This is a genomic window from Heyndrickxia oleronia, from assembly GCF_017809215.1.
Taxonomy (GTDB): domain Bacteria; phylum Bacillota; class Bacilli; order Bacillales; family Bacillaceae_C; genus Heyndrickxia; species Heyndrickxia oleronia.
In genome coordinates this window covers 2,389,873-2,412,225 of the sequence record NZ_CP065424.1, presented here as the reverse complement: position 1 = coordinate 2,412,225, position 22,353 = coordinate 2,389,873, and the positions used below count along the sequence as shown (strand labels likewise).

Here is a 22,353-nt window from a genome sequence, read left to right as displayed (position 1 = left end):
CGTTTGTTCTGATTAGGCAAATAACAACAACAAAGTTTAACAGAGCCTAAAATTAAAGAACTTGAAAACAAAGATAAAAAAATTACGAATATGAGGGCTTATATAAACAAAATGTTTGTTAATCGCTGCAAAAACGAACTGAAATCAAGTAGAAAAAAGAAAGAAGCATATATCGGACCTTGGTTACCTGAGCCTTTACTACAAAAATTCAATGGTGAACCCGTAGAGAATCTAATTCAGTCGGATCAATTAAGCTATTCATATTTGGTTCTTATGGAGAACCTTTCACCTAGAGAAAGGATAGCCTACGTACTACGAAATGCCCTAGGGCTTAGACATGGTGAAATTGCCGATATTCTAAAAACTTCTACAGTTAATAGCCGTAAAATATTAAGTAGAGCACAAATTAAAATAGGAATAAAAAGTGAAAAAGACTTGACTATCAATCTACAGAAATATTTTATAGATCAATTTATAATGGCATTAAATAACGGGGTTATTCAAAAATTAACCAATTTGTTATCTAATGATGTACTTTTCACTGCTGATGGAGGTGGAAAGGTAAGGTCAGCAATCAATGTTATCAAAAGTAAAAAACGAGTGTTGGCACTTATTACAGGGATTTCAAAGAAATTTTTCTCCGGAAAAAATGCTAATGTAGCTAAAATAAATAATCAATTAGGTATCGTAGTCACTGAAAATAGAAAAATTACGGGCGCCTTTTGTTTTAACTGGGATTCACCAACCCAATCGATAAATAAATATTCTATATAGTAAATCCAGATAAGTTAAAACGTAATCCTGTTTAAGTATGAGGTGATGTTACCGAATGTTCTTTTCAAAGAGTTGTCTGTATATATGATATTAAACTGCATCTTTACTAGAATAAGAAAAAAGCAACCCTTATTAAAAGAAAGCCCCTTTTGTTTAGATACATTTTTTCACTTACTTTTTTTATATGTAAAAAGCGTGTGCAGATTACACACGCTTTTCAAGGATTCAACATTTTAATAAAACAAAAATACTTATGTGAGTAAGAATATTAAATATCAAGTTTACGAGTACCGATCCATTTCACCTTCACATGATCCTATGATAAAAGAATAAGCTTTCTTTCATATCTCAGGTAGCGATTTTCACCATATCTTCTTGGCTTAAATCAAAGTCAACAATATTTAAGTTCTAAATTTTAATTAAGGCTGTCTTCATATAGTTTGTTGCATTTGTAATAGCCCAACTGCCACCTTTTAAGCGATAAGTTTGTAGCTCTTTTCTTAGTGAAATAAAAGTTGTAACAGTCTTCAGCCGAGAGTTATTTATTAAAAATTTACTTAAATAGCAACAATGTTTAAGAAAAGAACCTTATTTGAAAAGCCAACTAATTTTAAATTCCTTATTTTTTCGGCCAAAAATGAGGAGGTACATATTGGACCATTGTATTGCATATTATTGCCCAATGTTTTTCATTAAGACTTTTCACGGTGTTCTCTGGTGCAACTTTGATTGCAGCCCTAACTTTTTTCGCTTGTGGTGCTGTAAAAATACTCCTTAAGAAATCATTAATAGGCACAGTTGGGTATTTTAATCCGTACGCTAATAGCGAGTGCAACGTTTTCGCATATTTATAAGAAATTAGCGATTCCTTCTTTCTCACAATGGAAACCATTGCTGTATCCACTCTTGGTGGTGGAGAAAAATGATCTTTAAAAATTCCCCTTTCGATTCTTATGTCAAACCACATTCTCCATGCCATCACATACCAATCTTTGACGGATTTAGATGTAAATCGTTTGGCGGCTCCTTTTTCCATTATAATTACCGCGCTTTGAATACTATTTTTGGGATCATTTAGAAGCATTTTCATAATATCAGTTGTAATGGCAAATGGAATATTAGAAACAACTACAAACGGCTCACGAGGTAACTTTATTTTCAATATGTCCTTTTGAATCACTATTGTATTTTGCAACCCTAATGATTCTAATTTTTTTATAAACCTTGAATCAAACTCGATTGCCCATACTTTTCTGGCTTTCTCATTCAAAACAGTTGTTAATGCTCCTTTCCCTGCCCCTAGCTCTAAAACAAGATGTTTATTGGATATTTTAGCTGTCTTAACAATATCAGTTAATAATTTTTTATTGTGTATGAGATGTTGCCCGCTAAAATTAGGCGGCTCTCCATTGTTGAAATTACTATATTTATATTTATTGGATTTTTTTGTCATTAAAAATCGTTCCCTTCACTTGTTAATAACGATCATTAATTACCAAAAAAAAGACACAGACGTGGCGTCTGTGTCTAAAAAGTAAACGGTAGGTACCCAAAAGATGAATCCCTTTTAAATTGAAGAGAATGTGTGAATGCTGAAATAAACCTTCCTATTAATATAAAAAGAAGGCAGACTAAGTCTGCCTAGCTTCATGAAAGATATATTCTAATCCGATGAAGGTTATTAAAAATGGGCAGACTACTCCCGTTTACTCTGTATTTGGTAACAGAGCCTTTGAACATATTAAATTACTTGTTCAAAGCACGGAAACGTAGTCTTATTGAAGCTGGCATTTTTATAACCCTCCTTATTTAGTAATTTAAATATAAAGCATTGCACTTAAAAAATCAATAATAATAAAATTCTGTTTAATTGCATTTTTTCACAACACCATCAGTCTAAAAAATTCAGCTTAAAAAGCGTTAATCTTTCTGAACTCCATCCTAAATAGTAGAACGAATCTAACATTTTGGGGGGAGTTCATCTCGATTAACGCAACCGTTTGTTTAAGTACAAAATTCACAAACTTATTTCTAAATAAGATATCGAAACAGTTTAATCTATTTGATTTAAACAAGCGTTGTTATAGAACTCATCCTGTCTAACAATACCAACAACTCATTATAAGCAGATAAAGTTTCTTTATCCTCAACTTCATATCCAGATTTAAAAAACTTAATATCTCCTGTACCATCATTCATTTGATTGTTTGCCTCAAGAACTCGTTTTAAGTTCTTTGCAGTTCCAATACTTCCAGAAATAATATCCACATCTTTAGGAAATATTTTCTTTATACTATTTTCAAAATATGGGAAATGGGTACATCCAAGAACAACCGTTCCAAATTGCTTTAAATCAAACGAGGATAGTTTTTCTTTTAAATATGGTACAACTTTTTCTTCCTTAAATTCAAAATTCTCAGCGAATTCTACAAGACCAGGAAGAGGTAGACTTTCAACAATATCATGACGGTCAATCCTTTTCACAAGGTTATGAAACTTTTCCTCTTTGAGAGTCAAACTAGTTGCCAATACTAATACCTTTTTTCGTTTTCCCTCACAGTTTTCAACAGCCGGTTTTACAGCTGGTTCTATGCCCAAAATTGGAAAATCATACTTTTTACGAAGATCATCCACTGCAATACTAGTTGCAGTATTACAAGCAATGACTAATGCTTTGATACCTTGATTAGCCATAAAGTCAACGGCATTAAAAATATATTCTCTTACCTCTTCTTTTGGTTTTTCACCATATGGAACGTGTAAGGTATCTGCATAAAATATATAATCTTCATTCGGTAAAAACCTCAATGCTTGATGAAGGACAGTAATTCCACCTATTCCAGAATCAAAAAAACCTATTCTCACTATTTTCACTCTTCTCCTAATTAATGCTATGAATCACTTATTAATCATACCATTTTATTGTTAGACATACCTTAATTCTTATGAACTAAATTTCACTCTGCCACTTTGGTTCCATAGGAAAAGACATTACTACTGAACAAGTATTACCTCTTGAAGAAAAATTGAAATTATATCCGTTTTGTTCGCAGATTATAGATATAAACTATTGGAATAAGACCACAAATAAATAGTATTACACCCATAATTACCCCATTGATTTTAGTGAAGCCATCAGTGAGTGAAACGAAGAGTCCAATAGCAATTGAAATTAAAATATGTACAACCAATGAAAACACAGACTTTTTTTTGGGATCTATTGTTCAACTAACCTACCCCTTTTAACCAAAAAAAAGCCACCAAAATGGCAGCTAGATCTTTAACTCATGCATCCGTTAGTTAAGTAAAATCAGCTTAGTATTTAATTGTAATCGCTAACGTTCCCCACTCTCTTTCTTGTTCTGGAGTATAAATTTCATAGGTTCCGTTCACCATTTCTTCCATAGACCATCCTTCACAATCAAAATCTTTAAAAGGTATATCCGTATACATATCTTTAAATGTATCGTATTTTCTAAGTTCAGTGACTTGAACTTTTATCGTTTCATTTTGTTCAGGAACCTTAATGAAAACAATAGTATCCCCAACATTGATTTTCCTTCTCTTCTCATCATTCAGCCGAACCTCTACCTGCTTTTCCCCTTTTTAATAGAGTTAAAATATTCACTGTATAATCTCATTTGATGTTCCAATTTACTTCCCCTTTCATTATTTTTTACACACAATGATATCTTCTTAATGTACATAACTGCTCCTTTAGCGGAACAAGGAAACTACCATGACTAATCTTCATAATCTCTGTCAACAATTATCTAATAAAAGCTTTTTTGTAAAAAAACAGAATCCCAAAACCAATAAAAGACTGCTGCTGCGACACTTATAACATAATAATATTTAGTTTTAACAAACTCTATTGGTTGAGTGTTTAATACCATACAAAATAGATATACTCCTACGAACGAAAGTAAAATATAAAATAAAAGAAACAATACACTAAATTTGCTTGTTATGCTTATTTAAAATAATTTGCAAAGGCATTGCAAAAAGAACATACAGTATTGCAGCAAAGACTGAATATATTATGAATGGCAATAACCGTAACCAATCCAGTTCGCCACTATATAAAATGAGAAACAAAGATAATGTAATACATGAAAAAAATAAACTAATGAAATAATACGGTATTATTTCGCTTAGTGCCGATACTTTTTGGCTTATTTTCTCCATATCTACTCCCCTCACAAATAAAGTAAATTTATTCCATCATATCATAATATGCTTATTTATCTAACGCATCATTTGTTTAAAGGGCACTCATTTTTAAAGCCAGATTTCTCTATAAAAAATATAAGGAAATCTGGCATTTTTGGGCTATCACAACTATAAAAGGGTGAATTGTTCATTTCCTCTCATTTTTAGGTGTTAACATGTATTAATAGTATATTTCCGTTCCAAAATACAACGAATCATTTTTCATAGCCTCTATTAAGTTTTCTCTCAAACTTACTAACCATTCTGGCTCATTGTTCCATTTTTCTTCTACTGATCTTAATACACGTACATACCCATATAAATTAGCAAACCGCCTACATGCTGGTATTATTAACATCATATCCTCTGAAATCTCAAATTCTGTCCGATAGCCGTCCAAAAAGCATTGTTTTTTCTGCTGAATCATCTCTGGCGGGATACAATCTTGCAAACTATCAAGTGATTGCTCGATATCCATCACATACCAGTGATACATAGCATCGTCAAAATCAATAATATTACAAGATTTCGACTTTTCATTATAAAACACATTATCATACTCAAAATCATAATGAATCAGTCCAAAATTGTTATTTGTCATAGGAATTGAGTCAAAATAATCTTGTAATAACATAGTTTCCTGTATAGCCAATTTTTCATCTGGAAAATCAACTAGAATCGTATGAATCCAATTTAACACGTCTTTATATGACCACCGCTTGTTACTAGAGGGTTTATACTTACTAGATAACTGATGAAGTTTGCCTAATGATTTTCCATAACTAAAAATAACTTTATCACTTAAATCAGTTTTGTTGATCTGCACACCTGCAACACGTTTAAATACACTAGCAAAGTAATCGCCCCATGGAGTTTGTATTTCGACAAGCTCCTCCCCAGATTTTGATTCAACCGTTTCTAAAACTCCATATTGCTTGGAACGAAGGTAAGCAATAAAATCTAGTTCTGCTAAAATATTTTCTTTGTATTTCTCAGTTTTTGGAGCGAATCTTAAAAGTTGTGTCTTACCTTTGGCTTGAAACGGATAAATAGCATTTGAAGATATTCTGTAATATTTGAACATATCAAGAGACTCTTTATCAAATTCCCAATTTCTCAACAACATTTCTGCTAAATCCACATTGTTAAAAAGATATTTTAATTTCAACATAAGCAAACAACTCCTATTGTTCTTTTTATTATATTGCATCATTTTTTGTTTGATTTTTTCTTGAAATCTCTTATCCTCGTATTTAATTTTTGTAATTCTGCTAACTGTTTTTTAAAACTATTTAATCTGCTTTGACTTAACCTTTGATCATTTATTGCTTTTTGTATAGCACAACCCGGTTCTTCCTGGTGTTGACAATTGTTAAATTTACAATCGTAACTCAATTGTTTGATTTCCTCAAAACTTTGATCAAGAACCTCTTCATCTCCCCAAAGTTGCAATTCTCTTACCCCGGGAGTATCAATAATTATGCCGCCTGTTTGAAGGAAAATAAGTTCACTATTAGTTGTTGTATGTTTTCCTTTCCCTGTAGACGTACTAATTGACTGTGTTTTTTGTTTTCTATCACCAACTAAAAAGTTAGTTATTGTTGATTTTCCAACTCCTGAAGATCCAAGAAAAATTACTGTCTTTCCACATGTTAAGTATTTAAAGAAAACATCCATATTTACATTTTTTCCAGCACTTACAGAATAAACGGGAACCTTATCTGCTACTTCTTTAATTTGGTTTATATATTCTTCAACCTTAAAACATAAATCTACTTTGTTCAGTATAATTACTGGTTCTATTCCACTGTTATAAACCAAAGTCATAAATCTTTCTACTCGACGAATTTCAAAATTATTATCTAATCCAATAACAATAAATGCTGTATTAATGTTTGAAGCAATCACTTGTTCCTCTGTTTTTCCCCCTTCAATCATACCCTTTTTAAATTTTCTCCCTCCAGAGATAGGAAGCTTCCTTACATAAGCATTCTCTCTTGGCAAAATAGCATGAATGAGAGCTTGATTATCATTTTCTTTCCTTTCATACACGACCCAATCTCCAACTGCCGGGAAATCTTTATTGAATTGAGCCTTAAACCTAAATTTACCTGTTATTTTAGCTGTAAGTGATTTCTCCTCAACTGTAATTAAAAAAATGTCCTTATTTTTGGATATAACTCTACCTGCTTTTAGACCTTTTTGTTTAAAAGATTTAAAGCATTCCTCAAAAGTAGCATTCCAACCTTGTGAATGTAATTCCATTAAAAATTGCCTCCAGTTATAAATTTTGCGAAAATAACTGGAAATTATATTTAAAGATCCTTTATTTACATACGAAAATAGATAATAAAAAAAGCCACAGGGTATATAAAATAACCCTGTGGCTGTAAATTCCGTTCTTTTACAAAGCCAATTATTTCTACTATCATGCTCTTTTTAACAATCGTTCATAAACTCAATTTATTTAATCCGCATGAGTGAGAGGCAATAAATATAATTTCCAAGGTTATCTTCATTAAATTAGTCATTGCTTCATCTCACTCCCTTCAGTAATTGTAAGAAAATTTTACCATTTTATAATTGGTAAATCAATAGGTTTATTTGTCCAATATCAAATATTTTTAAAAGAAAGAAACCTTCATAATGTAACCTTCAACTCGTTGAACTTATTAGAAATTTTTTCTCTTCTGTAGACTTTCTATAACGTGCAGATCTTAATAGAAGTTTCTCTTTTATTACAGAGTATTATATGTACTATCTGCTTGTGTCCTTGTTTATAACAATACTATAAGAAATATTAAGATTATCCCATACCCAAGCATGTAAAATTTCATCTATTACCTTTTGCAATGCTTTATCATCCATACCCTCATCAATACCTAATTTTTCAAAGGTGAATGTCTCTGTCGCCTCTGTACCTTCATACTTAGTACTATTAAATGAAAAAGTAACTGTTTTACCCATTTATTAATCTTCTCCTCTTTTAAGTGTATTCTCCTTCAATAAACAACTTACGCTAATCTTTCTTGTTTAACAAATCTGCCCTGATAGTCCCATAAAATTTCAAATAAACTTACTCTTTTTCATTCTTCATCATTTCCGTAATGCTGCACATTAACAAACCAATGATTGTGCAAAAAAAGGCGTGGAATTCCAACGCCTTTATAACAATTAAAAAATAGTAGTTATTAAGTTATTTAAAATAATTCATCAAAAATACATCAATATTTTTAAATCGATTTCTGTCACTTTCAAAAAATCGTACGGATTTTTGCGTATCCGGCTCAACAAATAAGATTTCCCATCGTGGTTTGGGTTTCATTGTGTGATCAAAGAAATTAAAAATTGTTTTTAAATCTTCTTTCAAATACGGATTTTTCATGTTTAATCCACCATTTTGATAGGTAACAATAACTAAAATAGTGGTGCATTCCGCTTTTTGGTTCATGACCTGGCAATTGTAAGCATATTTATCGTATTGGGATCCAAAATAAAATCTTTCATTTTTGATTTTATCTAACTCCTTGGACCACTTTTTATTTGAATAATAGCTGGCCAATTCCCAGTTTGCTATTTTAAGCCTTGTCAAAAACTCATCACTATTTAAATCGTTCTGTAACATATATTTATCCAACTGCAACGAATTACTATTAGCATCTGTAACAATAACTTTATGTATGTTTGCATGACTTTTCTTGAGAACTTCCAATAATTGATAGTATCGTTTTTTTTCTTTAAATGGATTGAATTGTATAGGTTTTTCAGTTGATAAATATAAAAGGTTTTTATAGTTATTTTCTCCCCCAGCAACAAATTGTAAGTCTATGTAATTACTAAATTCATCCTTAAAACCTAAATTATATATTTGAGAAGAGATTTCTTTATTTAGCTTTTTCTCTTCTTTATATGTTTTTAATCCTTGATCATAGGTATCAGTAATCTTATTTGAGGTATAATCTATATATACAGTAAAGGTTAACCTTTTATTGTTCTTCGGCGATACTGTGAACCTATCATATCCAAGTTCTAAACGATTTCCTCCTTCTCTATCGATAATATCTATGAACATTCCATATTTGTGAAATACATAGTACCTTGTTTTAAGAGAAGCATTGGTTTTCACGCCAATAATAAGAGATGCACCAATAACAATTACTACTGATATTAATATAATAATGGTTTTAGATACTACATTTTTCAACTAATTCGCCCCTTTTATGATAAATTACATGTCAAAATGTCAATCCTTCATGAAACAACATCCCATCAGACTTTAAAAAAGTAACAACATTTTAGATTAATTTCGTTAAATGATTTTTAGATTAATTTGTATATAAGAAGATTTAATACAGAACTAGCTATTATATCTTTTCTACCTGAATTAATAAAGAAATTATTAAAATATAGCTGATCAAAAAAATAATTATTGTAAAGTTATATATATATTTTTAGGAAGTCCTTTTTCCTTTATCCTCCCTCAATATAGAAAGCACTCGTTCTGCAGCAAGTCAATGTTACACATACCCTCACTAAGAGGTATGAAAAAAATTCTGAATTTGAGACAAAATTTTGGGACACAACAAAGTAACATGGTGAATTTTCACTCAATGGCATTAAACCATTCCTTACAGGCCTTATCATAAAAGCAACCATTAAGATTAAGCTGGTTTTACACTTTTTAATCGGAGATGATTTTGAAGTTCGAGCCATAATCAGTATGCTATGTAAGTTTTTCTGTATTTTTTTATAAAAATCGATTCTGATGAAACCAATAGTTAACTATAATACATGAATATTGATAAATGTGAAAGAGCTGCAATATCTAAAACTCAGTTATTGCAGCTCTTTAAAATTTAAGTATCACTATATATTCATATTATTAATGTAAAGTTCTAAGTTGCAAAATTATATATGCAACCTAAATTACATAATAGGTCCCTTGCATATTCATAAAGGTTTAAAATATTGGATATTCGCGATATCCGCTTTGTACCCCTATCCATTTTACTGTTGTGAATTTTTCCATCGCCCATTCTCCGTTAAAACGACCTATTCCAGAGTCTTTTTCTCCACCAAATGGAACGTGAGCTTCATCGTTTACAGATTGATCATTTACATGGATCATACCTGTTTCAATTTTCATAGCTAACTCAACCCCATGATGACGGTCTTCTGTGAAAATGGAACCACTTAAGCCATATTGCGAATCATTGGCAAATTCTACGGCTTCCTTTTCATTTTCTGCTTTTATAATCGCAGCGACTGGACCAAAAATTTCATTTTGAGCAATTGGCATATCATTCGTTACATTTTTTAAAACAGTCGGTTGCATCAAGCATCCTTCGACTTTTCCTCCGTATATGAGCTCTGCACCTTGTTGTATGCTTTCATTCAAGTCTTTTTGAATTCTTTCGATTTGTTCTTTATTGATAACCGGACCTACAAATGTTGACTGATCAGACGGATTCCCATATTTTAATTGACTGACCAATTTTGTAAATTCGTTAACAAAGTCATCATGAATCTCCTGATCCACAATAATTCGATTTAATGCCATACAAATTTGACCCTGATGAAGAAACTTACCAAAGACAGCTGCTTTTGCGGCCCGTTCTATATTGGCATCCTTTAAAACAATCATCACGTTATTGCCGCCCAGTTCAAGTGCAACGTCTTTTAAATTCTTACCTGCATTTTCGCCAATACGTCTACCTACTTCTGTTGAACCAGTGAAAGAAATGAGTTTTGGAATTGGATGAATAACAAATTCATCTCCAATTTCACTCCCTTTTCCAACTACAACATTCACTAGACCTTTCGGGAAACCTGCCTTTTCAAATAGCATTCCAAAAATGAGTCCGGATGTTACAGGTGTATCTGAAGCTGGTTTTATCACAACACTGTTTCCTGTGGCTAATGCTGGTGCAACCGAACGCATCGTTAAATGGAAAGGAAAATTCCAAGGACCGATAACCCCGATAACCCCTTTAGGAATACGATATACTCGATTTTCTTTATTCGGGAAAATGGAAGGAAGGATGCTACCGGCCATTCTAGTTGGGAAAGACATTGATTCCTTCACAACCCCTAATGCGGAATCAAATTCAATTGTGGCCTTTAAGTGAGTACTTCCTGATTCTTTTATCAGCCAATCGATAATCCCATCTTTCTCTTCCATCATTACATCGACAAGTTTTTGAAAATGTCCTTGCTTTTCAGCTACTGTCATATCAGCCCATTTAGGTTGTGCTACTTTAGCTGCTTGAAAGGCTTCATCTAGGTCTTTTTTATTCGCTGATTGTATCGTTACAATTTTTTGTCCTGTGTAAGGATTGATGTTTTCAATGTTTTTTTCGCTTGAACCTAGTTTCCAATTCCCATTAATATATTGTTTTGTGAAATGGTCCATAATTCGTTTCCTCCTAATGCTAATGGATTTTAGATCATGCTTGTAATTCAATTTTTATTATTTCCCCAAATCAGATACTTGATAGATTAACTAATTTTTACAATAGGAGTCCTGTTTCTACTTTGAATTTAACAATTCAGCCAAGGCTTTTTTGAAAAAACCTTGGCTGATTAGGTATTTCTTAGATTTGCTAAAATTAAAGTCTTTACGACTAATATATGGAGATTACTTCGAATCAGGTGACCTTTTTCGTCTATACTGATCAATCTAGAAATGCATGTTGCATTGTTCCAGGCCATCCTTGTAGATTCCATGGAACAGATTAATGGCTTCTACATCACTAACTCCTACAGGTGTGAAACTGCCAGACCACTCTACCAACGATGATTTGCCGCCGGTATCTTCTTTAACATGGATGGTAAATAAATAATCAGTAACAGGAAATGGTGCTTGCATTATTGAATAAGTGTAGTTGCGTTCCTTATGATTGAATGCTTCCAGGCCTTTCTATTATCGTATCACCATCAGGGTTAGCCAATTGACGTACACGTACACGTACACCTTCGCTTACTTTGCTGCTTGGGATATAGGGCAACCAGTCTGGAAGTGAGTCAAAGCCTCCGATCAATTTCCATACTTTTTCAGTCGAAGTAGAAATTCTTACAAAAACCAAATTCAAATGCCGACAAAATTAAAACCATACGATTGATTTTAGTTAAAAATACTGAAAGAGATTATATTTAATGTAATCATTAAATTACTCCATCAACTAACTGTTTCATCGATTTTAATTTTGAAGAAAGCTCCATAAACCATTCTTCATCCCCTGTTAATAATGCTAGTTCTATAAGATAAAGGACTTGTGCTTTGTTTATTATCTTTGAATCAGGGAGTTTTTTTACGTGTTTACTTAAAAGAGAAATTGTTTTGCCTATTGTGTCTTTGTTATCGGATTTAACAACAGCTACTTCGACTACTCCTCCAATTGCTTCAATGTAACCAAGTATTAATTCACCCTCCATTGATTTTCCTCGAACCCAATCTCCTACTTTTAAATGGGGATTATTCTTTGACATCATACTTCCTCACCTTCTTAAAAATGTTTTTTTGTACTTAAACGCGTTAAATTATATGAATAAACATTTGAATAATTTCTCATTCCTTCATTACAGCGAACAAGGTTTACTGAGCTGAATATACTGTAATAATTTTTATTACATTTAAGTGTTTAAGAACTTGACGGCAATATATAATCAAACCGCTTATCGTTCTTGATTGATAAGATCCACAACTTCCTTCATTGTGTAGTTCTTTAAATATTCACCCAGATGTTCCTCAGCACCTAAGAAAATCGTAAAAAGGACTTTTTGCATATTAGAACCTACAATACACTGATTATTTGACTCAGGACACTTAGGTTGTAAAGCGCCTTCTGAGGTTATCTTATAAATGTGCCATAGATTAACTTCACTTAACTCCAGAGGAAAAATAAACCCGCCACCAGTGCCCTCTTTTGATCGAATAAACCTGTGTTTTTTTAACAAACTTAACACTTTGCGAATGCGTACCGGGTGCACACCTGCACTTTCTGAAATAGCATTACTTGTAGACATCCGGTCTGGCTGTAGAGCTAGAAAAGTTAAACTATGAATGGCAAGTGTAAAATCACTGTTCATTTTTTTCCTCCTAAGATATAAAAGGCTGATCACTTTTTACATTGAATAATATTTTTTATCACTAATATACTGTAATGATAAATATTACAGATTAGTTTGTCAAACGTTTAGATTTATGAATAATTTTAAACTCTGAAGAAATAAGCTCCTTTATTTCTCATTCAAAGTTTTAAAAATTCCATTGTTTCTTAACTTGTTCTTCTGCCAACTGTCTAATTTTTTCCCATATCGTATCTTTACTTACAATGACATTTGTTTGATAATTTCTATTTTTATAATTAACAGTTATACACACTTCAATCATCTGCTGCCTCCTCCTTTCAAAAAAATTACTTATAAATCAGCTAATTTTTGTAACTCCAAGTTTAAGTATGTTCGAATTGTACGTGGCAAGAATTTGCGAATTTCTTCCTCATTATAGCCAACCTGTAATCTTTTTTCGTCTAGAATAATTGGCCTACGTAACATTTGAGGGTGCTTGATTATTAGATTGTAAAGTTCATTAAGTGAAAGCTCATCTATATTTATATTTAATTCCTGAAAAGTTTTGGATTTAGTTGAAATAATTTCAGTTACTCCATCTTCAGTTAAACGAAGAATTGATTTAAGCTCATCGACTGTAATGGACCTTGATATTATGTTTCTTTCGATATAATCAATATGATGTTCCTCGAGCCACGCTTTTGCTTTCCGGCATGAACCACAGCTTGGTGTAGTATATAGCATCACCATATTTTTACACACTCCTTTAATATTTTTTTGTCGAATGTACAGTGCCAGACAGAATCAAATTGGGATGTTGAAATGTATCAAAAAAAATTACAGTTTAAAAACAAAAACACATAATGTTATCTAATCGGCAATGTTTATTTAATCTTTGCTGACCTATTCATTTTTTATTAATATTACTGTATCTACATGATCAGATAGGTTTTATCTCTCAAAATTTATTTCCATCGACCTACTGTAACTTTAAACTTTACAGTTAAATTAGTCAACTGTTAAATACTGTTTTCAATTTACCAGACTAACCCAAAGCTTAAAAATGAGTTAGATGTTTAGCAACAAGTATTGAAGAATGTAAACTTCAATCCATCCCCAGAATCGGTGAAAAAATCGCTGGAACTATCATTTCCTAGATCTAGGAAATTAATTGATTTAATCATCCAAAAATAGCAGACTTTGCAGGAATCGATCCTAGTGTCATTGAAAATGGAACATCAAAGGGACTTTCCAAGATTTAGCTTAGTATAAGCTTTCACTTTTAATTACCAAAAACGAACCTCGAATTATTCCCGCTAATTTAGATTTCTCACTATCAAATTTAAACTTTTTTTTAATTCTTAAAACAGGAATCCACATTTCACCAAAACTAAACAATCTCGCTGCCCCATCTCAACCGTTGCATTTGGCCCCCAACACAGGCAATATCCTTTGCTTCCGGCAAGATCTGATCAAACACAATGCTAGAAAGTATATTACTCAACTCATCTGCTGTCTTCCCTTCCCCTTTCACAACTAAGTATTCTCCCTTAGGAATTGGATAACTCTGGCTTCTTCTGGTGCAGCTGTCTCTGTCATGATTCCAGCATAATATATCATCTTGTTATTCACTGCTTCATTTACCGCAAAAACAGAATCATTTATGGCTATTGTTTTGAGCGTCAAGCCTTCCATCTTGGCTGAAAATGCCTGCCAAAAGTCAAACTTTTCCTTATTTATGCCAGCAAAATCGGTAAAGCTGTCTTTTTTATCTAAATTATAATTTGCCATTTTCAAAACCTACCTTCACTATCTTTTGCAAAGCATGAAAAAAAGACGCCTTCTTAAGCGCCCCATTGTTGCATTCAAGCTAATAATGAAGATTATTCAACTAACCGGTCTTTTTTGCACATCAAATCAGACTGAAAATCGCTACTTAAATAAAAAAGCATGTTAAAACCAATTGGATAGTTTTTTTCTTATCTCTTTCTTCTTATTGCGATATAGAGCTTGCTTCAGCAGATCTGCTCCGTCTTTTTTTATAAAAGGAATGGTTGCAATTCCTAATACGACGAAATAAATAAACGCAGCAATAAAACAAGTTGAGGTAATTTTAGTGAATTGGAATAAACTCGGAGTATCCGTAAAATGACAAATTAATTTCAATAAAAATATGGTTAAAGCTATGGATACCATAGTGCTAAAACCGGCTTTTGTACGTTTCCCTTCATTTTCAAACTTTTGGACACGAAAAATCATCGACCAGAATAAAGCTGTCCATATATAAAACAGAACAACAATCAAAAACCAAAAAAACAAGAAAATTGCATAGATTAACAACGCCATGTCTCCAACTCCTTTCTGAGTTAAATCGTAGCTTTATGGATTATTTTGCTGTTAAGAGGAATGCTCTTGGTGACAATTGTATTGCTTCCAATTATAGAACCTTTCACCACTACGCTATTTCCTTCTAATACCACCATTCTCATAAATGGGTCACATCATCTTCAATGGATGATTGTCTATTTGCCCCTCGACTAATTCCCTATTTTTGTCATTTGAACTGCAATACCGTAACATTTTTTTAGAACACTTATTATCTCTTAAATTGTTTAAATTCTGAATATGCTTATAAATATTTGCAAGCTTATTTACAGCTCTAAATTCACTTTATCCCCGTCATTGCAGTATTAATAAATCCATAATTATTTTTAACAATGATCTAGCATCCTCTAAGAATGTTACTGAGATGTTTATACAAACCAAACTTCAATATCAAGCAGTTCTCAATCAAGTATTTCCTGAATACTGTAAAGTTTTCGGGGATCTATATTCTGATGTTTCCTTAATGACATTACAAGATTTCCCTACTTCAAATCAAGTAATGGAAGCCAAGAGAACCCAATAGTAGCTAAAAGAATTAAGGAATTATGTAAGAGTCGCTCACAGGAATGGGCAAATAGTAAGGCAGAAAGATTAGTAGCTGCCGCACAACGAAACCCATTTCAAAATATATTGAATCATAGTCTTATTCTAAGCCTTAATATGTATATTAATATAATACTAGAATACAAAATACATCTATCAATGCTTGAAGATGAGATAGAGGTCTTAACAAAAAGTATTGAAGAAATGTACGATTATACAATCCATCCCCGGAATCAGAAAAAAGTCGCTGCAACGATTATTTCTGAGATTGGGGAAATTGATCGATTTAATCATCCAAAAAAACTAGTAGCCTTGGAGGAATCGATCCAAGTGTCTTTGAATCCAGAACATTCTAAGGTACTTTAAAGAGAATCATAAAAAGAGCCTCTAACCGATTACAACATGCCCTATTTTGGCTTTGAAAAGTGCAATTCGTGATTGTCGCAAGAAGAAACCGACAGATGAAATCATCCCTCGAAATAAGAGATTACGCGAATTTTATGATAAAAAACGTGAAGAAAGAAAACTCTTAAAAGTAGATGTGATAGCGTGTGCACATAAACTCTTACATTGGATTTTTGACTATAAAAAAATAAAGGGAGTTTCAAAGATCTAGTTTAGTATAAAATACTACTAAACAGGATGAAACTTTACAAAGACAAGCTTTGTAAGGTTTTTTGTCAAGCCTAAAATTAGTATAACATGTAGTAATTAAAGTTTTTATTATAAATGTTGACAAGCTATTAGCTGGTTTAGTTGAATAAAGAACTATTATTAGGTGTGGGAAATGTATGGCTTTTACCCAAGATCTAATTGCCGAGGATTTGGATGCCGGACCACCCTTTTACATCGCATTGTCCATATTCGTTACTACCTACAGATACCACCGTGCCGTCAGATTTAAGTCCAATGGTATGAGTGCAACCTGCTGCAACTGCTACTATATCGGACCAGTCACTAACATTGCATTGACCATATTCATTCCAACCCACAGCCATCACGGTTCCTTGAAAACAAGACCTATTTATTATTTAACACTTTTGCTTGTTATACAAAACTGTCCCTATAGTTAAAGAAGGTTGCTACAATCAGTATTATTACTGAACAGAAAATCGGAGAACTACCAACTTTTTTTGAGGGTTTTACCTTACTTGCATCTATGTAAAATCCAGATAACAGTTGCATACATATACATATTGATATTAACCTATAAAAAAGTTCTATAATATGAATTTTCTTTAGAAATCTAATTCATCATCTTTGGTTCTTAAATATAATCAGCTATTTGATTGAGGATTGATGATAGTAAATACACAAGTACATTTTTCTCATCGTGTTCTGTAGTTATAAAGAAGTTAACAAAAAAACCACTAATAGTGGCTAATTAATTCCTATTATTTTTTTATTCTAAAGAATTAATACTCACATATCCAAATACCTTTATCTAAATAACAATTGGGACTCATTGGTTTCGCTACTTCTGCAGCAGATACACTTGATATTGTGAATAGTGATAACACAATTAACAATGCACCAATCTTCTTTTTCACTCTACTCACCCCCCTTAATTTGGATTATATTACGAAATTATGGAAATGTATATAAATATTTGTAATTATAGGAAAAATTATCTTTTTATTAATATTTTCTTGTTAATCAAGAGGATTTTCAGCTATATATCAGCAGTGACTAAAGTAACGCTTTTTTAGTCACTAAAATACCACTACCAATCTATCTAAAAAAGTTTACATGTTCTAATATAAGGAAATTATCTCCACCATTATCCATAAGAGTAAAGGTTGCCTACGATGTAAACTCCAATCTTCAACTCTTGCACTCGTTATTTTAAGTTAAAAGTTAACTAATTCATAAACAATAAATATAATTTTACAACTTCTAGGGCATAAAATTTGGGTCAGCGCCAAACCACGTTTGATTATCGTTTTCTTCTGTACAAGGTTGCATCCAACAAACGCCAAAATTAAATTTTCTACTTGCTGTAGTTTGGAATACTTCATATTGAATTCCATTACTTAAATAATCTCCACTGAAATCTATATATTTTGGATAATCCGTAAATTCTCCTTCTACTCCAATTGTTAGTTTGATATCATTTTTATAAAAAGAAATCGCTTCGAGCCTTTCTCCGCTTTCAATTTCTCCCTTAACATCTATTGATGGTATACAGCATTTAATTTCTTGAATCTTAAATTCTTTTTTGTATTCAAATTGAATTAAATATCTACCGTTTACATTTGGACAAAGCAATTCTAAATTATCTAATTTTATAGCAGTAAATTCAACTTCTTTATTATTAACAAATAGCTTAATAGTACCTAAAGGAGTTAATAACATCTATTTCACACTCCGTTTTAAAATTACTTCTTGAACTAAACTACACGGTTCGTCCAGTAAGAAAAAGGCTGTATTTTAACAGTCAAATATTTAAGGAAAACACTCAATAGTATAAGTACAATCTTTCACAAACATTTTTTAAAGAAAAGACTATCATTACATTTAAAAGGTGTAATTTTAGGATCGTTAAAGAGGGATTTCTTCGATAAATCAACTCATATGAATGTCATTGCCATACTGAATCAATTGTAGTTTTCTAGCCAAGGATTGAGAAGCGAAATTATCCCAAGAAGTGCTATATAGAGCGGATTTTCCTTGATTTTGTACCTCTGAAGCCCATGCATTTGTAACATCTGCACCATAAGCTCTTCCTCTGAATTTTTCATGTGTAAATACACTTGCTTAAGCTGCTTTTGAGGTTTGCCTTGCACTACAACAAATTGAAACAGGTATGTTATTTTCGATAATTACAAAACAAGGTTGTTTATTCTCAAAATCCGCAAATGTATATGGGAAATGAGACTTTAAAATTTCTTTGTTTTTATTAGTTACCATAATCGCTTTTGTACAAGTCCTGCCCCTGACATCGGGAAACACATACGCTGGTCCAATCCATATATTATTTACTATACGGTCTATGCTTAGAATCTTTATTACTTCTCCAAGAAGTGCACTAGGACGTGCTCCTATAACCTGTTCCAACTTATTTACAAGGCTATCATCCAACGACTTTGAAAACCTTACTATATTGCCCGATCTGGTGGCACCAATAAAGATTCGTGGGGCAACATCGAATGGTAGTTCATTTACGACTGTCATTTTATTTTCAGTATCGTGTCTAAATAGTACATTTACATGTTGTACCATCAATTCTAAATCTATATAACATTTACATTCCCCCCAATAACTACAACAATCCAATATTCAAGAAGTTACTTTTGTTTTCCTGCTTATTGGTCAAACCCGCCCCTATAGTTGAAGAAGGGCGATACTTCACTATAGATACCAATTAAATGGTATGAATACTGAAAAATTTAAAAGGGAACTTCTTTAAAGCCCCTTTATGTTCGGCTGTTTAGACATTGCCTAGATAGCTTCGCGTTATGTTTTTGAGAACAATTTTTCCATTCTTACTGTATTTTTCAAATAGCTCTGATAGGAGAAAGACAAAACTTTTATACTCTTTGTCATTTTTTTTCGGAGCATAGGATGCTGATAGATTCCTTCCCAAAAAACTTTCATAATCAAAAAGTAAATCATTTTGATATTTTTTAAATTCATACTTTCCATCCTTAAAAAAGCTGTTAAATACTTCTGGAGTTTCCTCTATTCCACCACTAAATCCTTTGAAATTTGAACAGGTCTTTTGGCAAATTTCTGCATTCTCTTTAATGATTGGACTAGTTAAATCTCTGCTATTCCAAACAAGAGCAACACTTGCCTTTTGTTTCAAAATCCGTTGACATTCCATTTTGAATGCTTTTTTATCGAACCAATGAAATGCTTGAGCTACAGTTATTAAATCCACACTACTCCCTTTTAAAGTGGTATTTTCAGCAGTTGCTTTTATTGATTTAAAACGAGAGTATTGCTTTAACGATTGCTCAGCCATCTTTCTCATGTCATCATTTGGCTCTACTCCAATAACATTTAAACCCCTTTCAAGCAGTTGGTTGCTAAATATCCCCGTACCTGAACCAATATCGACCACAATCTGATTCCCTTTTAGTTGGTTAACTGAAAACAAATAATCAACATATTCATCAGGGTAACTTGGGCGATATTTCGCATATATAGCAGCCTTGTCGGTAAAATTTCCTGTTGTTTTCACAGTACTACCTTATTTCATACGATATTATGTATAGAAATAGAACCAAATAATTATTTCCTGCTACAATCTTTTTGTCTACAACTTAAGAGTTCAGCCATATTGATCTGCCTCTGTCCTTATGATTTCCCATTAAGATACCGTAAATTTTTTTGATAACTGACCAGTTTCTCAATATTAAGATAAAGAAATTGGGCTTTTTTCGGTATACTACTAACCCGCCATTTAGCTAAAAAGTTTTAAATTAAGGATTTTCTTTACTACGGCAAACTCACATTAACTTTTCTTACATTAAAGCACATTTTTTCGTAGAACTTAATAGCTTTGACCCTACAAAGGAACTTAGACAGACTTCTGGGATTAATACTCACTATAAGCTTATGGGCAACCCTTCACAGTCCCCCTTCTTATTAAAAAAACTCTCTTTCTGGAATAAATTAAATACCCATGTGAGTGTAAAGTTTCTATATTAAATTAATTAGAGAATTTATTAGATTCAATTCTATATGAAACTACTTGATTTCAAATTTTTACGTCGATATACACTTAACACGATACCCATTAAAAACGCATTAAACAGAGTTGGCATCAGCCCATAGCTAATAAAAGGCAAGGATATAGATGTAATCGGTAATAAGCATAAGATCATTCCAACGTTATAAATGAACTGAACTACAAAAAGAGTCATTCCACCAACAAGAAGCAATTTACCATAATGACCATTTATTTTATGAGTTATGGCGATCATCCTTACTACAAAAAGGGAAAGAATGAAGACAAGGATAAGTGCAAGCAAATACCCATAATAGTAAGTCAAACTTACAAACACAAAATCAGTATGTGCAGCCTGAATAAACTCTTTATTTCCAGATGTACCAAACCACCTTGCTGACGACATTAACTCTTTTAAACGTAAATACATATAACCCGAACCATTTTCGTAACTTTCTGGGTTTAAAAACCCTAAAATTCTAGCTATCTGGTATTCCTTTGCTGAAGACCAGAAAAATAACCCACCGATGATAATTAAACAAATGGGTACAACTGTAATTATCAGTGCCTTTTTCTTACCTAACAAACTCCACCAAAGCATAACGAATACCATCATTATATAGATAAAGGTTGTTGAGAGATTTGGTATAGATAAGAATAGATACAATGAAAATAGGTACATTATCCCAAGATGCCAAATCTTTAATCTACTATTATTAAAAAAGGAAGCCCAAGCTAGAAAAAAGAATGGTACAGCCATTAAGCTTTCAATTGTTATGGAACCAATTTTAATATAAGGTCCCCCATTTATTGCAGTGGTTGGAAAATAGCTTAACATTATCAGGATGAGTACTCCTATTGTGTAAAACAGCCATCCAAGTCTCTCTAATTTCCTATAATCAATCATCATCATCCCAAAAGCTGCCGCTACACCGAGAATAACAAATATCACCTTATTGATTAGAAAATGATTCGTATATCCAAGTGCTACTATTGGCAAGAAACCTAGACCCATAGCAGTCACTAACAATATAATAATCAACCAATCAACCTTTGGCTTATGTAGTTTGTTAAGTTCTTGACCAAGTTTGATTGGATTTCCCATTTCTTCAACTGCCTTGTCCTCAGCAACTGCCTCACATAAGCCTTTCTCAATCCACATGTTCTTAGCCTTCTTCAAGTGAAATTCCAATTCAGTTGCCACAAGATTCCTTGCTTCCTTTGATTTAATATGTTTAGTGACTTCTTTTAAAAAGTGATCCCCTTTTTTGTTCAATTTTGTCTCACCCCTCTATCAATTCTTTTAAAATTAATCGTTTCTTTGTAGAAGTTTTTTCTGCCTTTCGTAATGTCTTCCTTCCCTTGTCATTTAATTGATAATATTTCGCTCCTGAATTATCCCAACTTGACTTAATAAGATGATTCTGTTCTAAACGGTGTAATATGGTGTATAAAAAGCCTTCATTTCCTTCGAATTTTTGAATCCCTCTCCCACGCAATAGCTTTGCTAATTCGTATCCTGTTTTTTCAGAAATGAGAAGTTGTAAAACGGCTAAAAAAACATCTTCTTCATTTTCGTATGTTTTATTGATTTTTTCATAAACCTTCTTACGTTGTTGCTCAGAAAAATTCAAATGTTTAAAAGTTGTTTTCTCCATTGATTTTCGTAGCCCTATTAATCGATTTTCCATTTG

The 22,353-nt window shown here is 32.2% G+C and carries 21 protein-coding genes and 5 pseudogenes; 2 read left to right on the top strand and 24 right to left on the bottom strand.

Features of this window, described 5'->3' with window-relative positions; genetic code table 11:
• Window positions 1–111 precede the first annotated feature (111 nt).
• Window positions 112–774, top strand: coding sequence for a sigma factor-like helix-turn-helix DNA-binding protein (locus I5818_RS12075; RefSeq protein WP_209391911.1), 663 nt, complete (start codon window positions 112–114; stop codon window positions 772–774).
• A 619-nt stretch (window positions 775–1,393) separates the two neighbouring features.
• On the opposite strand, the gene erm is transcribed toward I5818_RS12075, so the two are convergent.
• The 16 genes and pseudogenes from erm to I5818_RS11995 form a co-directional block, all read right to left on the bottom strand.
• Window positions 1,394–2,227 (bottom strand): 23S ribosomal RNA methyltransferase Erm, encoded by an 834-nt coding sequence (gene erm / locus I5818_RS12070; protein WP_078111419.1) that lies wholly within the window; start codon window positions 2,225–2,227, stop codon window positions 1,394–1,396.
• A gap of 614 nt (window positions 2,228–2,841) precedes the next feature.
• On the bottom strand, window positions 2,842–3,639 hold the full coding sequence (gene murI, locus I5818_RS12065) for a glutamate racemase (protein ID WP_058005436.1): 798 nt from the start codon (window positions 3,637–3,639) through the stop codon (window positions 2,842–2,844).
• Between the two features lie 450 nt (window positions 3,640–4,089).
• Window positions 4,090–4,329, bottom strand: coding sequence for an ASCH domain-containing protein (locus tag I5818_RS12060; RefSeq protein WP_411818873.1), 240 nt, complete (start codon window positions 4,327–4,329; stop codon window positions 4,090–4,092).
• A 218-nt stretch (window positions 4,330–4,547) separates the two neighbouring features.
• Window positions 4,548–4,745 carry a UPF0715 family protein gene (locus tag I5818_RS26445; protein ID WP_411818872.1) on the bottom strand — a complete coding sequence of 66 codons (198 nt, stop codon included), beginning with the start codon at window positions 4,743–4,745 and terminating at the stop codon, window positions 4,548–4,550.
• A gap of 422 nt (window positions 4,746–5,167) precedes the next feature.
• The gene (locus I5818_RS12050; protein ID WP_078111416.1) at window positions 5,168–6,157 is read right to left on the bottom strand and encodes a phosphotransferase enzyme family protein; all 990 of its coding nucleotides are present in this window, start codon (window positions 6,155–6,157) and stop codon (window positions 5,168–5,170) included.
• A 38-nt stretch (window positions 6,158–6,195) separates the two neighbouring features.
• Window positions 6,196–7,251, bottom strand: coding sequence for a ribosome small subunit-dependent GTPase A (rsgA, locus tag I5818_RS12045; RefSeq protein WP_078111415.1), 1,056 nt, complete (start codon window positions 7,249–7,251; stop codon window positions 6,196–6,198).
• A gap of 492 nt (window positions 7,252–7,743) precedes the next feature.
• A complete protein-coding gene (locus I5818_RS12040; RefSeq protein WP_078110720.1) occupies window positions 7,744–7,953 on the bottom strand; it encodes a DUF7167 family protein in 210 nt (69 codons plus the stop codon).
• A 229-nt stretch (window positions 7,954–8,182) separates the two neighbouring features.
• Window positions 8,183–9,190, bottom strand: coding sequence for a hypothetical protein (locus tag I5818_RS12035; RefSeq protein WP_078110721.1), 1,008 nt, complete (start codon window positions 9,188–9,190; stop codon window positions 8,183–8,185).
• 756 nt (window positions 9,191–9,946) lie between these two features.
• Window positions 9,947–11,398: an aldehyde dehydrogenase family protein gene (locus I5818_RS12030; protein WP_071976017.1), complete on the bottom strand. Its 1,452-nt coding sequence runs from the start codon at window positions 11,396–11,398 to the stop codon at window positions 9,947–9,949.
• Window positions 11,399–11,660: 262 nt separating this feature from the next.
• Window positions 11,661–12,077, bottom strand: a pseudogene (locus tag I5818_RS12025) (SRPBCC family protein).
• 73 nt (window positions 12,078–12,150) lie between these two features.
• Window positions 12,151–12,474, bottom strand: coding sequence for an IDEAL domain-containing protein (locus I5818_RS12020; protein ID WP_071976044.1), 324 nt, complete (start codon window positions 12,472–12,474; stop codon window positions 12,151–12,153).
• 186 nt (window positions 12,475–12,660) lie between these two features.
• Entirely contained in the window at window positions 12,661–13,074 is a 414-nt protein-coding gene (locus I5818_RS12015) for an RrF2 family transcriptional regulator (RefSeq protein WP_058005431.1), read from the bottom strand.
• A gap of 169 nt (window positions 13,075–13,243) precedes the next feature.
• A complete protein-coding gene (locus I5818_RS12010; protein ID WP_078110722.1) occupies window positions 13,244–13,378 on the bottom strand; it encodes a BA3454 family stress response protein in 135 nt (44 codons plus the stop codon).
• Between the two features lie 29 nt (window positions 13,379–13,407).
• On the bottom strand, window positions 13,408–13,806 hold the full coding sequence (gene spxA / locus I5818_RS12005; RefSeq protein WP_058005429.1) for a transcriptional regulator SpxA: 399 nt from the start codon (window positions 13,804–13,806) through the stop codon (window positions 13,408–13,410).
• A 513-nt stretch (window positions 13,807–14,319) separates the two neighbouring features.
• Window positions 14,320–14,847 (bottom strand): annotated as a pseudogene (locus tag I5818_RS12000) (GyrI-like domain-containing protein).
• A gap of 162 nt (window positions 14,848–15,009) precedes the next feature.
• A complete protein-coding gene (locus tag I5818_RS11995) occupies window positions 15,010–15,402 on the bottom strand; it encodes a hypothetical protein (protein WP_071976018.1) in 393 nt (130 codons plus the stop codon).
• A gap of 388 nt (window positions 15,403–15,790) precedes the next feature.
• On the opposite strand from I5818_RS11995, the pseudogene I5818_RS26440 reads away from it, so the two are divergent.
• Window positions 15,791–16,605 (top strand): annotated as a pseudogene (locus I5818_RS26440) (transposase); the annotation flags it as partial.
• A gap of 188 nt (window positions 16,606–16,793) precedes the next feature.
• Here I5818_RS26440 and I5818_RS11985 read toward each other — a convergent pair.
• From I5818_RS11985 to I5818_RS11960, 8 genes and pseudogenes are all read right to left on the bottom strand, one after another.
• Window positions 16,794–16,991, bottom strand: a pseudogene (locus tag I5818_RS11985) (chromosome condensation regulator); the annotation flags it as partial.
• A 408-nt stretch (window positions 16,992–17,399) separates the two neighbouring features.
• Window positions 17,400–17,534 carry a hypothetical protein gene (locus I5818_RS26240; RefSeq protein ID WP_257234296.1) on the bottom strand — a complete coding sequence of 45 codons (135 nt, stop codon included), beginning with the start codon at window positions 17,532–17,534 and terminating at the stop codon, window positions 17,400–17,402.
• A gap of 346 nt (window positions 17,535–17,880) precedes the next feature.
• Complete coding sequence (locus tag I5818_RS11980) at window positions 17,881–18,339, bottom strand: hypothetical protein (RefSeq protein WP_058005425.1); 459 nt, start codon at window positions 18,337–18,339, stop codon at window positions 17,881–17,883.
• Between the two features lie 210 nt (window positions 18,340–18,549).
• A pseudogene (locus I5818_RS26050) lies at window positions 18,550–18,726 on the bottom strand (GNAT family N-acetyltransferase); the annotation flags it as partial.
• 15 nt (window positions 18,727–18,741) lie between these two features.
• Window positions 18,742–19,206: a hypothetical protein gene (locus I5818_RS11975; protein WP_244975371.1), complete on the bottom strand. Its 465-nt coding sequence runs from the start codon at window positions 19,204–19,206 to the stop codon at window positions 18,742–18,744.
• Window positions 19,207–19,414: 208 nt separating this feature from the next.
• Entirely contained in the window at window positions 19,415–20,170 is a 756-nt protein-coding gene (locus tag I5818_RS11970; RefSeq protein WP_078110974.1) for a class I SAM-dependent methyltransferase, read from the bottom strand.
• Window positions 20,171–20,669: 499 nt separating this feature from the next.
• Window positions 20,670–21,935: an FtsW/RodA/SpoVE family cell cycle protein gene (locus tag I5818_RS11965; protein ID WP_078110975.1), complete on the bottom strand. Its 1,266-nt coding sequence runs from the start codon at window positions 21,933–21,935 to the stop codon at window positions 20,670–20,672.
• A gap of 7 nt (window positions 21,936–21,942) precedes the next feature.
• Complete coding sequence (locus tag I5818_RS11960; protein ID WP_071974852.1) at window positions 21,943–22,350, bottom strand: PadR family transcriptional regulator; 408 nt, start codon at window positions 22,348–22,350, stop codon at window positions 21,943–21,945.
• Window positions 22,351–22,353 lie beyond the last annotated feature (3 nt).